This is a genomic window from Rhizobium beringeri (genome assembly GCF_004306515.1).
Taxonomy (GTDB): Bacteria; Pseudomonadota; Alphaproteobacteria; order Rhizobiales; family Rhizobiaceae; genus Rhizobium; species Rhizobium beringeri.
The window spans coordinates 4,244,041-4,260,201 of record NZ_SILG01000001.1 but is presented as its reverse complement, the minus strand read 5'-3'; the positions used below and the strand labels follow the sequence as shown (position 1 = coordinate 4,260,201).

9 protein-coding genes are annotated in these 16,161 nt (G+C 61.6%); all 9 read left to right on the top strand.

Features of this window, described 5'->3' with window-relative positions; all coding sequences use genetic code 11:
• Positions 1-13: 13 nt before the first annotated feature.
• The 9 genes from ELH03_RS21180 to ELH03_RS21145 all read left to right on the top strand — a co-directional run bounded on the left by ELH03_RS21180 (position 14) and on the right by ELH03_RS21145 (position 16,075).
• Positions 14-1,072, top strand: coding sequence for a dipeptidase (locus ELH03_RS21180; protein WP_018448347.1), 1,059 nt, complete (start codon positions 14-16; stop codon positions 1,070-1,072).
• Positions 1,073-1,109: 37 nt separating this feature from the next.
• Positions 1,110-2,753, top strand: a complete 1,644-nt coding sequence (locus ELH03_RS21175) for an ABC transporter substrate-binding protein (RefSeq protein ID WP_018448346.1) — start codon at positions 1,110-1,112, stop codon at positions 2,751-2,753.
• A gap of 19 nt (positions 2,754-2,772) precedes the next feature.
• On the top strand, positions 2,773-3,840 hold the full coding sequence (locus tag ELH03_RS21170; RefSeq protein ID WP_018071954.1) for an ABC transporter permease: 1,068 nt from the start codon (positions 2,773-2,775) through the stop codon (positions 3,838-3,840).
• Complete coding sequence (locus tag ELH03_RS21165; RefSeq protein WP_026230976.1) at positions 3,837-4,772, top strand: ABC transporter permease; 936 nt, start codon at positions 3,837-3,839, stop codon at positions 4,770-4,772. The genes ELH03_RS21170 and ELH03_RS21165 overlap by 4 nt, the downstream gene beginning before the upstream one ends.
• Positions 4,769-5,602, top strand: a complete 834-nt coding sequence (locus ELH03_RS21160) for an ABC transporter ATP-binding protein (protein ID WP_018448344.1) — start codon at positions 4,769-4,771, stop codon at positions 5,600-5,602. Before ELH03_RS21165 ends, ELH03_RS21160 begins: the two co-directional genes overlap by 4 nt.
• Positions 5,599-6,348 carry an ABC transporter ATP-binding protein gene (locus tag ELH03_RS21155; RefSeq protein WP_026230975.1) on the top strand — a complete coding sequence of 250 codons (750 nt, stop codon included), beginning with the start codon at positions 5,599-5,601 and terminating at the stop codon, positions 6,346-6,348. The genes ELH03_RS21160 and ELH03_RS21155 overlap by 4 nt, the downstream gene beginning before the upstream one ends.
• 162 nt (positions 6,349-6,510) lie before the next feature.
• Positions 6,511-6,699, top strand: coding sequence for a hypothetical protein (locus ELH03_RS21150; RefSeq protein WP_018071958.1), 189 nt, complete (start codon positions 6,511-6,513; stop codon positions 6,697-6,699).
• 124 nt (positions 6,700-6,823) lie between these two features.
• Positions 6,824-6,988, top strand: coding sequence for a hypothetical protein (locus ELH03_RS37500; RefSeq protein ID WP_018244083.1), 165 nt, complete (start codon positions 6,824-6,826; stop codon positions 6,986-6,988).
• Positions 6,989-7,555: 567 nt separating this feature from the next.
• Complete coding sequence (locus ELH03_RS21145) at positions 7,556-16,075, top strand: glycoside hydrolase family 94 protein (RefSeq protein ID WP_130806785.1); 8,520 nt, start codon at positions 7,556-7,558, stop codon at positions 16,073-16,075.
• Positions 16,076-16,161 lie beyond the last annotated feature (86 nt).

Sequence of the window (16,161 nt, the reverse complement as noted above, 5' to 3'; positions counted from 1 at the left end):
CGCAGGAAGACAGATGCAATTCGTATTTGACGGTCACAACGACGTTCTCCTTCGACTCTGGACACATTCAAAAGACGGCAGCGACCCGATCGCGGAATTCGCAGACGGCACGACGGTCGGCCATATCGATGCGCGTCGCGCCAGAGAGGGCGGTCTTTCGGGCGGTCTCTGCGCCATCTACATTCCCTCGGGCGATCTCGTCTTCGCCGATCCCGATACCAACGGCCGCTATATCACGCCGATGGCGGCACCTCTTGATCCGCTGCCTTCTCTCGCCATTGCTAATGAAATGGCCGCGATCGCGCTGCGGCTTGATCAGGCGGGCGCCTGGCGGCTCTGCCGGACGGTGAAGGATATTCGCGGCGCCATGGCGGATAACATTTTTGCCGCCGTCATGCATATGGAAGGCTGCGAGGCGATCGGCGCCGATCTCTCGGCGCTAGAGGTATTCTACGCGGCGGGGCTGCGCTCGCTCGGGCCGGTCTGGAGCCGGCACAACGTCTTCGGTCACGGCGTGCCCTTCGCCTTCCCGATGTCGCCCGACACTGCGCCCGGCCTGACCGATGCCGGCTTCGCGTTGGTCAGGGAATGCAATCGCCTCGGCGTCCTGATCGACTTGGCCCATATCACCGAGAAGGGTTTCTGGGACGTGGCGAAGACGACGGACCAGCCGCTGGTCGCCACTCATTCCAATGCTCACGCGCTGACGCCGGTCGCGCGTAATCTGACGGACAGGCAGCTCGATGCGATCCGCGAAAGCCGCGGGCTCGTCGGCATCAATTATGCCACCGCCATGCTGCGTGCCGACGGCCGATCGGACAGCGATACGCCGCTTGCCGACATGATCCGCCACATCGACTATCTCGTGAACCGCATCGGCATCGACTGCGTGGCGCTCGGATCGGACTTCGACGGGGCCACCATTCCTGAGGAAATCGGTGATGCAGCCGGCAATCAGAAGCTGATTGCCGCTCTCGGAGAGGTTGGCTATGCTGACACCGACCTGGCAAAACTTGCCCGCGAAAACTGGCTTCGCATTCTGGCCCAGGCTTGGCGGGAGGACCACGCCTAAGCCTTTCGTATCCAATCAAAAAACAGGGGAACAGACCATGATGATGACCAAACTCAGCCGCAATTTTCGCCTGCTTTCCGCGGGAGCCGCTCTTTCGCTCCTGATGATGGCGGCACCCTCCGCCTTCGCCGAGACGCCGAAGGACACGCTGGTCGAAGGATTCGCCATCGACGACATCATCACGATGGATCCGGGCGAGGCTTTTGAGCTTTCGACGGCTGAAATCACCACCAACAGCTACAGCCTGCTTGTTCGTCTCGACATGGACGATACGTCGAAGGTGAAGGGCGATCTCGCCGAGAGCTGGAGCGTTTCCGATGATGGCCTCACCTATACGTTCAAGCTGAAGTCAGGCCTGAAATTTGCCTCCGGCAACCCGGTCACCGCCGAAGACGTCGCCTGGTCGTTCGAGCGCGCCGTCAAGCTCGACAAGAGCCCGGCCTTCATCCTCACCCAGTTCGGCCTGACCGGCGACAACGTCACGGAAAAGGCTAAGGCGGCCGATGCCAATACCTTCGTCTTCACGGTCGACAAGGCCTACGCGCCGAGCTTCGTGCTCAACTGCCTGACGGCAACCGTCGCTTCCGTCGTCGACAAGAAGCTGGTGCTAGAGCATGTGAAGGCGGTGACGCCGGATGCTGAGCACAAATACGACAATGATTTCGGCAATGAGTGGCTGAAGACCGGCTATGCCGGCTCCGGCGCCTATAAGTTGCGCGAATGGCGCGCCAACGAAGTTGTCGTGCTGGAGCGCAACGACAATTATTATGGCGACAAGGCGAAGCTCAACCGCGTCATCTATCGCTACATGAAGGAAAGCTCGGCCCAGCGGCTGGCGCTCGAAGCCGGCGACATCGATATCGCCCGCAACCTCGAGCCCGGCGACATCGACGCTGTTTCGAAGAATGCCGATCTCGCGACAACGAGTGCGCCGAAGGGCACGATTTATTATGTCAGCCTGAACAACAAGAACGAGAACCTGAAAAAGCCGGAAGTCCAGGAAGCCTTCAAGTATCTAGTCGATTACGATGCGATCGGCGCAACCTTGATCAAGGGTATCGGCGAGATCCACCAGACCTTCCTGCCGAAGGGCCAGCTCGGCGCGCTCGATGAGAATCCCTACAAGCTTGATGTCGCCAAGGCCAAGGAACTGCTCGCCAAGGCCGGCGTACCCGACGGTTTCTCGATCACCATGGATGTGCGCAACAATCAGCCGGTGACGGGTATTGCCGAATCCATGCAGCAGACGCTGGCGCAAGCCGGCGTCAAGATGGAAATCATCCCCGGCGACGGCAAGCAGACGCTGACCAAGTACCGCGCCCGCACCCACGACATGTATATCGGCCAGTGGGGTTCGGACTATTTCGATCCGAATTCCAATGCCGATACCTTTACCGGCAATCCCGACAATTCCGATGCCGGCACGGTGAAGACGCTCGCATGGCGCAACACCTGGGAAGCGCCGGAGCTCGACAAGCAAGCCAAGGCCGCACTTCTGGAACGCGACGCCGCCAAGCGCGCCGCCATATATCAGGACATCCAGAAGAAGTACCTGGCAAACAGCCCCTTTGTCTTCATCTTCCAGCAGACCGAGGTGGCCGGCTACCGCAAGAGCGTGAAGGACTTCAAGCTGGGTCCGAGCTTCGACACCAATTTCGTCGGTCCGATCGCCAAGGAATAGTCCGGCAGGATTGAGTGACTTGAGCACCGTCGAAACAACGCAGGAGGCGCGGCCCCGGAAGGGCCGTGCCGTCGCCTTTGCAAAGGCGGCAGGGCGGTTCCTGTTTGCCGCCGTCACCACCTATTTCGGCCTGCTGGCCGTCACCTTTTTCATCGGCCGCGTCGTGCCGATCGATCCCGTGCTCGCCATCCTCGGCGATCGCGCGCCCAACCATGTCGTCGAGCGCGTACGCCAGGAGATGGGCTTCAACCTGCCGCTCTATCAGCAGTTCTTCATCTATATCAAAGGCATCCTGTCCGGCGATTTCGGTAATTCGGTCCTGACGACCAATCCCGTCATGGTCGATATTCGCCGTGCATTTCCGGCGACGGTCGAGCTTGCGACGCTCGGAACGCTGATTGGCGCTTTCGTCGGCGTGCCGCTCGGTGTTCTCGCCGCGGTGCGTCGCGGCAGCATCGTCGACCAGGTGGTGCGCGTCATCGGTCTGATCGGTTATTCGGTGCCGATCTTCTGGCTGGCGCTGATCTCGCTCGTCATCTTCTATGCGCAACTGCGCTGGGTGGCCTTTCCCGGCCGCATCGACATCGTCTTCGAATATACGTTCACGCCGATCACCGGCTTCTATCTGCTGGACAGTGCCTGGCAGGGGCAATGGGATGTCTTCTACGACGTGTTCCGCCACATCATCCTGCCCGCTTCGCTGCTCGGCTACTTCTCGCTTGCCTATATCAGCCGGATGACGCGCAGCTTCATGCTGAACGAGCTTTCCCAGGAATATATCGTCGCCGTGCGCGCCAAGGGGCTTTCGGAAACGCGGGTGATCTGGGGCCATGCGCTGCGCAATGCCGCCGTGCCGCTCGTTACCGTCATTGCGCTTTCCTATGCCGGCCTGCTGGAAGGATCGGTGCTGACCGAGACTGTCTTTTCCTGGCCGGGCATCGGGCTCTACATCACCAATTCGCTGCAGAATGCCGACATGAATGCCGTGCTCGGCGGCACGATTGTCATCGGTACGGTCTTCATCGGCATCAACCTTCTGTCCGATCTTCTCTACCGGACGCTCGACCCGAGGACGCGAAACCGATGACGGTGACCGCCAGCCCATCCCAACCGATGAGCCGCCGCGAATGGCTGCTCTCCGACCGGCCGCAATCGCGCCTACAGGCCCGCCTCGGCCGCACCTATGTTACCTGGCGGCAGTTCACGGCAAACCGACTTGCCGTCGTTGGTCTGCTGATCATCGTGGCGCTGCTTTTCATCGCCGCCTTTGCCGATGTGCTCGCAACGCATAATCCGGTGATCGGCGATCTGCGCAATGCCCGCCTGCTGCCGCCCGGCACGGGGGAATTCTGGCTCGGTTCGGATGACCAGGGCCGTGATATCTATTCCCGGCTGATCTACGGATCGCGATTGACGCTCCTTGTCGTTGCGCTCGTCGCCGTCATCTCGGCGCCGATCGGGTTGATCGTCGGCACCGTCTCCGGTTATGCCGGAGGCTGGGTGGATGCGACGCTGATGCGCATCACCGATATTTTCCTTGCCTTTCCCAAGCTGGTGCTGGCGCTCGCCTTCGTCGCAGCCCTCGGTCCCGGCATCCAGAATGCGATCATCGCCATCGCCATCACATCCTGGCCGCCCTATGCCCGTATCGCGCGCGCCGAGACGCTGGCGGTGCGGCGTTCCGACTATATTTCGGCGGTGAAGCTGATGGGAGCCTCGCCGCTTCGCATTGTCGTGCGCCATGTCATGCCGCTCTGCATTTCCTCGCTGATCGTGCGCGTGACGCTCGACATGGCGGGCATCATCCTGACGGCGGCCGGTCTCGGTTTCCTCGGTCTCGGCGCACAGCCGCCACTGCCGGAATGGGGTGCGATGATCGCCTCGGGACGGCGCTTCATCCTCGATCAATGGTGGGTCGCAGCGATGCCCGGCATCGCCATCCTCATCGTCAGCCTCGGCTTCAATCTCCTTGGCGACGGCCTGCGCGACGCGCTCGATCCGAAGGAGAGCGGCCAATGACGACACTTCTGACGGTGGACAAGCTCAAGGTAAGCTACCCCACGCGCGCGGGGGTGATCGAGGCCGTGCGCGGTGTCTCCTTCACGCTTGGCAAGGAAAGGCTCGGCATCGTCGGCGAATCCGGTTCCGGCAAGTCGCAGACCGGACGGGCGATCATGGGCCTGACGCCGAAACACGGCATCGTCACGGCCGACAGGCTTAATTTCAACGGTATCGATCTGATCAATGCGTCCGCCGGCGAAAGGCGCAGGCTGCGCGGCAAGCGCATCGCCATGATCCTGCAGGATCCGAAATATTCGCTCGATCCCGTCATGTCGATCGGACGGCAGATCTGCGAGACGCTGCGGACGCATGAGAAGGTCGGCAAGGCAGAGGCGCGCGAGCGCGCGCTCGCCATGCTGGAAGCGGTGCAGATCCGCGACCCGAAACGCGTCTTCGACCTGCATCCGCACGAGGTTTCGGGCGGCATGGGGCAGCGGGCGATGATCGCCATGATGCTGATTGCCGGGCCTGAGCTGCTGATTGCCGACGAGCCGACCTCGGCGCTCGACGTGACGGTGCAGCTCGACGTGCTGAGGATCATGGACAAGCTGGTGTCCGAGCGCGGCATGGGGCTGATCTTCGTCTCCCATGATCTGAGGCTGGTCTCCTCCTTCTGCGACCGCGTCATCGTCATGTATGCCGGAAAGATCGTTGAGGAGCTGGCGGCGGCCGATCTCAAACATGCGCAGCATCCCTATACGCAGGGACTGCTGAATTGCATGCCCGAGATCGGTGCAAACCGCCATCCGCTGCCGGTGCTCGACCGAAAGCCGGAGTGGGCGGCATGAGCGCAGCTCTCCAAGTCGACAATCTCAGCGTCGTCTACGACCATTTTCATGCCCTGAAGGATGTCAGCATCGCCGTCGAACGCGGCGAATCCTTTGGCCTTGTCGGTGAGTCCGGCTCGGGAAAATCGACCTTGCTGCGGGCCGTTGCCGGACTTGCGCCGGTCAGCGGCGGTGCGATCAATATCGACGGTGAGCCGCTGAAGGGCTCGAAGCGCAGCAAAGTCTTCTACCGGCGCGTGCAGATGGTCTTCCAGGATCCTTATGGTTCGCTGCATCCGCGCCAGACCATTGACCGGCTTCTGCTCGAACCGCTTGCAATCCACGGCATCGCCGACGGCGAGAAGCGTATCGCCCGAGCGCTTGACGAGGTCGGCCTCGGCAATGGCTTCCGTTTCCGCTACCCGCACCAGCTCTCCGGCGGCCAGCGCCAGCGCGTGGCGATCGCCCGGGCGCTGATCGTGGAACCGTCGATCCTGCTGCTCGACGAGCCGACATCGGCACTTGACGCCTCGGTGCAGGCCGAGGTGCTGAACCTGCTGGAGCAGATCCGACGCGACCGCAAGCTCACCTTCGTGATGGTGAGCCATGATCTCGGTGTCGTCACCCATATGTGTGAACGGCTGGCCGTGATGCGCAACGGCGCCGTCGTCGAACGGCTGAGCTCGCAAGAGCTGGCGGGAGGCGTCGTTCACGAGGACTATACGAGAAATTTGATGATCGCGAGCAAGGGTTTCGTCAAAGCCTGAAGGTCAATCTTTTCAAACCTTTGAAAAGAAAAGATCGGCGGCGCTGTTAAGGATAATGCTTCCCTAAAAGACGACCATTCGACTAGACTATTGACAGCTGCCTTGCTTCTGTCATGATCCTGTTAACGTTTGTTAGCTTTCGTGATCGATGGAGGTTGAAGCATGTTCTTTCTCGGTGGGATGACCATGGGCTACCTCGATCCACCCGTAAGAACCGATCGCCGGGAACAGATTTCGGTATCCCTTCCCGCGGAAAAGGACCGTCGGCTGATCGAGGCTTCCTCCAACCCGCCTGAGAACGAGAGTGCCGTCGAGCGCTCGTTGATCTGGGCATGGCGCACGCTCTGCTAAAAGGGCTGGTTGAATTTTCTCTTCCGTTCGCTCTAGACGGAATTTTATCTCTACCTACTTGATAGAGAAAATAAGAATATAAGCGCGAGCCGCACAACCGGCCGCACGAGAACGGAGGCGACATATGGCAGATCTGGGTATTTCGCATGCTCACGTGAACCAGTATGGTTCCGTACCGACCAAGAAGCCGCTCACCACGCGCCACAGGCTTCAGACGGTACTCCATGGAGCGATCTTCACCGCGGCGTTCCTGTTCGTCGTGGCCATGGTTTGCGGCGTCGTCGGGTAATCCGGCGATGATTAAGCGTCGGCAGCTGCCGGCGCTGCGGCGGTTTCCGCCTTTATCGCATTCCGCAACATTAATTTGTCTCGGCTTTCCCAACCTCATCATCATTCTTCTATTCTTTTCACGCCATCCAAAGCGCGCCACAGCGAACTTGCTCATGCGCGGGGCGCAAGCCGCCCAAATCGCGTCAGGCGCATGATCTGGCGATTGTCTTCTTTCCTTTTTCTGAAATCGAAGCTGTTGATCGCCGGGACCAGGTGCCGGCATTTTCGTCATTCCCACCGCCCAGATAAGCTCGCCGGGCGAGCGGTGAACGCCTCTTGACTTGAATTATCCCGATAGTGTCCAAATTTTCGACATGGCTTTCGCGGAGAGGGTATCGATGGTCTCGATCCCGTCGGGTCGCGTCCTGAACCGGGGCTTAGCCCGTTTGCATCGCTTGCCAAGTGTCGTTCACCCCACTTCATCGATCTTTGAAGAATAGGGCTCCGTTCATGTAGCAGTCATGATAAGCAGTGCAAAAGGCTGAGCAAAACAGCCATAACTTCGTTTGGATCCAGAACCGAACCCATGTCTATTTCCAATCTTTCTCCGAGCCTTTCGCGCGAACCCGAGACGAAGCAGATCGATCATAACGATTCGATCCGCTCGACCTATCTTTCCATCGAGGACATCAAGGCGATGGGCGATGCAGTCGCCCGCAACGGCGTCGACAAGCTGCCGGCATTCGCCCCCTTCGATTTCTTCGCGCGCCATAAGGAAAACGAGAAGGAAATCCTGCGCGTCTACCGGACCACGGCGACCGACGTCGAAGCCGGCGAGACGATCACGCCGGCGGCAGAATGGCTGCTGGACAATCACTATATCGTCGAAGAGGCGATCCAGGAGGTGCGGCGCGACTTCCCTCGCCGCTTCTATCGCGAATTGCCGACCATGGTCGTCGGCGGCGTCGAGGTGCCGCGCACCCTCGTGCTTGCCTGGCTCTATGTCGCTCATACCCATAGCACGATCTCGCAGGAAAGTCTGACGGCGCTGGTCGACGGCTTCCAGGCCAACGAGACGCTCAGGATCGGCGAACTCTGGGCGTTGCCCTCCCTCGTGCGTTATGTGCTCGTGGAAAACCTTCGCCGCATTTCGAGCCGTGTCGAAGCCAGCCGCCGCCTGCGCCGCCGCGCCAACGAGGCGGCCGACGAATTGGTGCGCCTGACGGACCCAGCCGGGGCGACCGCCTATCTGAAGACGCTGGAATCGCTTGCCGAGGACAATACCTTTTCGACGCAGTTCCTCTATCGCCTGCGCGACGGGTCACAGACGTCGAGCCTGGCGATCACCTGGCTGGATGCGCGGCTGGAAGAGCTCGGCCGCAACACCGAAGAGACGACGACCGCCGAACACAGCCGACTCTCTTCCGGCAACGTGACGATGGGCAACATCATCCGCAGCCTTCGCGAGATCGATGATGCCGAATGGTCGGTCTGGGTGGAGCAGGTCAGCCATGTCGACAAGCTGCTCTGGGAGCATTCGGATTACGGTATCCTCGATTCCGGCTCGCGCAACAAATATCGCAAACAGATCGAGAAGCTGGCCAAGCGCTCGCCGCTGACGGAAATGCAAATCGCCCAGCTGGCGCTCGACATGACCGATGCCGCGAAGGCCTCCGACGAGCCGCAGCCGCATGAACCGAATGTCGGCGGCTTCCTGTCCGGCGCGCAGCGGCCGAAGCTCGAGGCGCGGGCGAACTATCGTCCGACGGTCATCCAGCATTTCGTGCGCGCCGTGCGCCGGTTCAACTGGCTGGCGATTGCCGTGCCCGTCATGCTGCTGACCATCATCGCCATGGCGATCGTCGGCAAGTTCATGGCGAATGCCGGCATGGGTGCGTTTGAAATCGCCCTGCTGCTGATCATGTTCTCAGTGCCGGCGTCGGAGGGGGCGACAGGTCTCTTCAACACCTTGCTATCCTTCTTCGTGACGCCGGCGCGCCTCGTCGGCTACGAATTCAAGGAAGGCATTCCGGAAGATGCGCGCACGCTGCTCGTCGTGCCCTGCCTGATCTCGAACCGCGACAGCGTCGACGATCACGTGCGCAATCTCGAGGTTCATTATCTCGCCAATCCGCGTGGCGAGATCTATTTCGCGATGCTCAGCGACTGGCCGGACAGCGAGGCCGAGGAAACGCCTGCCGATCTCGAGGTTCTCGATTATGCCAGGCGCGAGATCGCCAATCTTTCCGCCCGCTATGCCTATGACGGCAAGACGCGTTTCTATCTGTTGCATCGCCGCCGCCTCTACAATCCCTCGGAAGGCGTCTGGATGGGATGGGAGCGCAAGCGCGGCAAGCTGCATGAGCTGAACATGCTTCTGCGCGGCGACCGCGACACGACCTACCTGCCGGGCGCCAATACCGTGCCGGCCAACGTGCAATATGTCATGACGCTCGATGCCGATACGCGCCTGATGCGCGATGCCGTCACCAAGCTCGTCGGCAAGCTCTATCATCCGATCAACCGCCCGGTCATCAATCCGAAAACCGGCCGTGTCGAAAGCGGCTATGGTGTGCTGCAGCCGCGTGTCACGCCGTCGCTGACGACGGGCAAGGACGCGTCGGTCTTCCAGCGCGTCTTTTCGATCAACCGCGGCCTCGATCCTTACGTCTTCACCGTTTCCGACGTCTATCAGGATCTCGCCGGCGAAGGCACCTTCACCGGCAAGGGCCTTTACCATGTCGATGCCTTCGAAGCGTCGTTGAAGGGCCGGATCGACGAGAACTCCGTGCTCAGCCACGATCTTCTCGAAGGCTCGATGGCGCGTTGCGCGCTCGTCACCGATCTCGAACTGGTTGAGGATTTCCCGATCCGCTACGAGGTGGAAACCTCGCGCCAGCATCGCTGGGCGCGCGGCGACTGGCAGCTTCTCCCCTACATGTTCAATCCGAAATACGGCGTCACGGCACTCGGCCGCTGGAAGATGTTCGACAATCTGCGCCGCTCGCTGACGCCGATCGCCTGGTTCTTCGCCTCCGTGCTCGGCTGGTATTTCATGGGCCCGCTCGGCGCGCTCATCTGGCAGATTCTGCTGATCTTCTGCCTCTTCGTCGCGCCGACGCTGTCGCTCATCAACGGCATCATCCCGCGCACCAGCGATATCATCGCCCGCGCCCATCTCTATACGGTCTGGTCCGATATCACGGCCGCCAATGCCCAGGTTGCGCTGCGCATAGTCTTCATCGCCGATTCCGCCTGCATGATGGCGGATGCGATCGGCCGTTCGCTCTACCGCCTGCTCGTCAGCCGCAAGCTGATGCTGCAGTGGCGGACCGCCGCCAGCGTTCAGGCCGGCGGCCAGGGCACGTTGATCTCCTATTACAAGGCGATGTGGCATGCACCGGCGCTGGCGCTGCTGGCGCTCGGTTTCGCAGCCCTTCCCGGCGACAACGCCTTCCTCGTCGGCATTCCCTTCGCGCTGCTGTGGATCCTGTCGCCTGTTGTCGCCTGGTATGTCAGCCAGTCGGCGGAGACCGAGGACCGGCTCGAGGTCGCCGATTCCGTGTCGAGCGAACTGCGCAAGATCGCCCGGCGCACCTGGCGTTATTTCGAGACCTTCACGACGGCCGAGCAGAACTATCTGCCGCCGGATAATATCCAGGAAACGCCGCATGTGATCGTCGCGGCGCGCACCTCGCCGACCAATATCGGCGTCTATCTGCTGTCCGTCGTTTCCGGCCGGCATTTCGGCTGGTTCTCCTTCGAGGAGACGCTCGAGCGGCTGGAGCAGACGATCGCGACGATCGATAGAATGGAGAAATTCCGCGGCCATCTGTTCAACTGGTATCACACCGATACGCTGCAGACGCTTGGGCCCCGTTACGTCTCGGCTGTCGACAGCGGCAATCTCGCCGGCCATCTGATCGCCATTTCGTCGGCCTGCCGCAACTGGGCCGAGGCGCCGTCCGCTCATATGCAGGGCAATCTCGACGGCGTCGGCGACACGGCCGGCATTCTCCGCGAAGTGCTGGCGGACCTGCCCGATGACCGCAAGACCGTGCGCCCGCTGCGCCGGCGCCTGGAGGAGCGCATCGTCGGCTTCCAGAACGCACTCGCCGCCGTCAAACGCGAGCACGAATTCGCCTCGATCCGCATCATCAACCTTGCGGTTCTCGCGCGCGACATCGAGAAGCTCGCTGCCAATCTCGACCATGAGGTCAAGTCGAAGCAGAGCGAAGAGGTCACCCAATGGGCGGCATCCCTGGTGAAGGTCTGCGAGGCGCATATTTCCGACAGCACCTTCGACCTTTCCAAAGTCGATGCGCTGAGGCCGCGCCTGGTGGCGCTGCGCGACAAGGCGCGCGATCTCGCCTTCTCGATGGATTTCGGCTTCCTGTTCCGGCCGGAGCGGCGTCTGCTGTCGATCGGCTATCGTGTTGAAAGCGGTGAACTCGACCAGGCCTGCTATGACCTTCTCGCCTCGGAATGCCGTCTTACCAGCCTCTTCGGCATCGCCAAGGGCGACCTGCCGACGGAACACTGGTACCGCCTCGGCCGCCAGGTCGTGCCTGTAGGGTCGCGCGGTGCGCTGGTTTCCTGGTCCGGCTCGATGTTCGAATATCTGATGCCGCCGCTCGTCATGCAGGAGCGCGGCGGAGGTATTCTCAACCAGACCAACAATCTCGTCGTCGTCGAGCAGATGAATTACGCCCGCAAGCTCGGTATTCCGTGGGGCATTTCGGAAGCGGCCTTCAATGCCCGCGACCATAACCTCAATTATCAGTACACGAATTTCGGCGTGCCCACGCTCGGCCTGAAGCGCGGCCTCGGCCACAATGCCGTCATCGCGCCCTATGCCTCGCTGCTTGCCAGCCAGTACGATCCGCCGGCCGCGCTGGAAAACCTGCAGAAGCTGCGCAAGCTCGGCGCACTCGGCAAGTTCGGCTTCCACGACGCCGTCGACTTCACGCCGACGCGCGTGCCGGAAGGCAAGAAATGCGCGGTGGTCTACAATTATTATGCCCATCACCACGGCATGTCGATCGCGGCGGTCGCCAACGTCGCCTTCAACGGTCATCTGCGCGAGCTCTTCCACGCCGATCCCGTCATCGAGGCGGCGGAGTTGCTGCTGCAGGAAAAGGCGCCGCGCGACATTCCCGTCATGAGCGGCAAGCATGAATCCGACACGCCGGCCAGTATCCAGGATGATCTCCTGCGGCCCGAGCTCAGGAAGATCAGCGATCCAGCTTCCCGCGACCGCGAACTCGTGTTCCTGTCGAACGGTCATTATTCGGTGATGCTGACGGCGACGGGCGCCGGTTATTCCCGCTGGAACAATCTTTCCGTTTCCCGCTGGAAGCCTGATCCGACTGAAGACCGCTGGGGCAGCTTCATCTTCCTGCGCGATACCGCCACCAATGAATGGTGGTCGGCGACATCAGAGCCGAAGGGCGTCGAAGGCGAAAAGATCAAGGTCGAATTCGCCGACGAGAAGGCGCAGTTCACCAAGATGGTCGGCGACCTCACAAGCGAGGTGGAATGCATCGTCGCGACCGAGCATGATGCCGAGGCCCGTCGCGTCACGCTGCTCAACATGGGCACGGAAGACCGTTTCATCGAGGTCACCTCCTATCTCGAACCGGTGATCACCTCCGACGATACCGACAATGCACATCCGGCATTCGCCCGCATGTTCGTCAAGACCGAGATCGGCAAGCGCGGCGATGTCATCCGTGCCGAACGCAACAAGCGCGACCCGAACGAGCCGAACATCAGCATCGCACATCTGATCGTCGACAATGCCGGCGACACCCGCCATACCGAATTCGAGACCGACCGGCGCAAGTTCATCGGCCGTGGCCGCAGTCTTGCCGATGCGGCGGCCTTCGATCCGGGTGCAACGCTTTCCGGCAGCGACGGCTTCATGCTCGATGCCGTCATGTCGCTGCGCCGCACCGTCCGCGTACCGGCCGGCAAGAAAGTCAGCGTGATCTTCTGGACGATTGCGGCGCCGAGCCGCGAGGAAGTCGACAAGGCGGTCAATCGCTACCGTCATCCCGACGCCTTCACCCACGAGCTCGTCCAGGCCTGGACACGCACGCAGGTGCAGATGCGCCATGTCGGCGTCACCTCGCAGCAGGCGGCGGCCTTCCAGCATCTCGGGCGCTATCTCGTCTATCCCGATATGCAACTGCGCAAGGACGAGGCGACCGTCGAAGCCGGCCTGCAGTCGCAATCGGCGCTCTGGCCGCTGGCGATCTCCGGCGACTTCCCGATCTTCACGCTGCGCATCAACGACGACATGGATCTCGACATCGCCCGCGAGGCGCTGCTGGCGCAGGAATATCTGCGCTCGCGCGGTGTCACCGCCGATCTCGTCATCATGAATGAACGCGCTTCGTCCTATGCGCAGGACATGCAGCATGCGCTCGACGCCATGTGCGAAAACGTGCGCCGCATGGGCCAGGCCGACGGGTTGCGCCAGCATATCTTTGCGGTTCGCAAGGACCTGATGGAGGAAGCCACCTATCATGCGCTGATCGCGGCTTCCCGCGTCACGCTGCACACCAAGAACGGCAAGGTGGTCGACCAGATCAACCGCGCCGTCGCGCTGTTTGCACCCTCCAAGGAGGAACTGCAGGAGATGGAACGGGCCGAGCGCAACAAGGCCCCCGTCAAGCGTATTGCGCCGGTGCCGCCACCTGTCGTGCCCGCCGTCGTCATCGAGGAGGAAGGCGATCTCGACTTCTGGAACGGTATCGGCGGCTTTGCCCGCGACGGACGCGAATATGTCGTTCGGCTGCCTGGAGGTCATGCGACGCCGCAGCCCTGGATCAACGTCATTTCCAACAACAGCTTCGGTTTCCACGTGTCGGCCGAGGGCTCGGGTTTCACCTGGAGCGTCAATTCGCGCGACTATCAGCTGACCTCCTGGTCGAACGATGCGGTGGTCAACCGTTCGGGCGAGGCGTTCTATCTCACCGATCTGGACAGCGGTGCTGTCATGACGCCGTTCGCAGCGCTTTCCCGCCGGCCGGACATCCGCTTCGAAGCCCGCCACGGGCTCGGTTATTCAGTCTTCTCCAGCGTTCAGCACGATATCGCGCTCGAGCTGACGCAGACGATCGACCGCGAAAAGCCGGTGAAACTGCAGCGCCTGCGGCTGCGCAACACCGGTTCGACCGGCCGCAAGCTGCGTCTCTACGGTTATGTCGAATGGATTCTCGGCAGCAATCCGGGACGCACGGTGCCTTTCATCCTGTCGAGCCACGATGAGGAGACGGGGGCGCTGTTTGCCACCAATCCCTACAGCATCGATTTTTCCAACCGCACCGCCTTCTTCGCGGCGAGCGAGACACTTTCGAGTTTCTCGGCAAGCCGGCGCGAATTCATCGGCAAGGCCGGGACGATCCAGGCACCGCAGACCGTCACCTCCGCCGCTGCCCTTTCCGGCGCGACGGAACTCGATGGTGATCCGGCCGCGGCGCTTGCAATCGACATCGAGCTCGGCGCTGGCGAGGAGCGCGACTTCACCTTCTTCCTCGGCGATACGCCGACGGAAGAAGAAGCGCGCACAGTTATCGCCCATATCCGCAAGGCTTCGTTCGACGAGACCGTCGAGGCAAACCGCGCCTTTTGGCGGGATTTCACCGGCAGGCTGCAGATATCGACTCCGGATCGCGGGATGAACAATCTCGTCAACACCTGGCTGCCCTATCAGAGCCTCGGCTGCCGCATCATGGCCCGCACCGCCTTCTACCAGGCAAGCGGCGCCTTTGGCTTCCGCGACCAGCTGCAGGACACGCTGGCCTTCGTGCTGCACGAACCCTCGCTTGCCCGCCGCCAGATCCTGAATGCCGCTTCGCGGCAATTCCGCGAAGGCGATGTACAACATTGGTGGTTGCCGGGAACGGGTGCGGGCGTGCGCACGTTGATCTCTGACGACGTCGTCTGGCTCGCTTACGCGATCCATCACTATTGCAGCGTCACCGGCGACAAAAACGTGCTCGATGAGGAGATCGCCTTCCTGGAAGGGCCGGCACTGCTCGAGGGCCAGCATGACTCGTTCTACAAGCCGGAGATTTCCGACGACAAGGCGAGCGTCTTCGAACACGCGGCGTTGGCGCTCGATCTCGCCATTGTTCGCAAGGGGGCTAACGGCCTGCCGCTGTTCCTTGGCGGCGACTGGAACGACGGCATGAATCGCGTCGGCATCGGCGGGCGCGGCACCAGCGTCTGGCTCGGCTGGTTCCTGGCGGGGGCATTGCGCTCCTTCATTCCCTATGCCGAAGAGCGCGGCGATGCGGCCCGTGCGGAGCGCTGGTCTGCGCATCTCACCGAGCTGAAGACGGCGCTCGAAACTGCGGCCTGGGATGGCGGCTACTATCGTCGCGGCACGTTCGACGACGGTACGCTGCTCGGCTCCAGGGAAAGCCTCGAGTGCCAGATCGATTCGATCGCGCAGTCCTGGAGCGTTCTGTCCGGCGAGGGCGATCCGGCCCGTGCCGTCACGGCGATGGATGCGGTGCTCAATCAGCTGGTCGATGAGGATGCCCGCATCATCCGGCTGTTCACGCCGCCTTTCGCCAACTCCGCCAAGGATCCCGGCTATATCAAGGCCTATCCGCCGGGTGTGCGCGAAAACGGTGGGCAATATACCCATGCCGCGACCTGGGTGGTGATGGCGCTGGCGGAGCTGAAGCGGGGCGACGATGCCTTCCGCTGCTTCCAGATCCTCAACCCGATCACCCATGCGCTCGACAAGGTTTCAGCGGAGCAATACCGCGTCGAACCCTATGTCGTGGCGGCCGACGTCTACGGACATGAGCCCTATACGTCGCGCGGCGGCTGGACCTGGTATACCGGGTCTGCCGGTTGGCTCTACCGCGCCGCCGTCGAGGGCATCCTCGGTATCCGGCTGAAGGACGGCCGGCTCTATGTGCGTCCGTCGCTCCCGTCGGAATGGGACGGTTTTGCGGCAGAGGTGGAGCAAGGCGGCGGCAAATACCGCATTTCGGTCTCAAAAGCGTCCAATGACAGCGGCTACACTCTGTCGATCAACGGCTGCGAAGTCACCGATCCCGAAGAGGGATATCCGCTCGGATAACAGCGTTCTCCACGCTGAAAAACACGGCGATTCGCGACGGCCAAAAGGGAACCCTTTTGGCCGTCGTCGCGTTTGCAAATCGGATA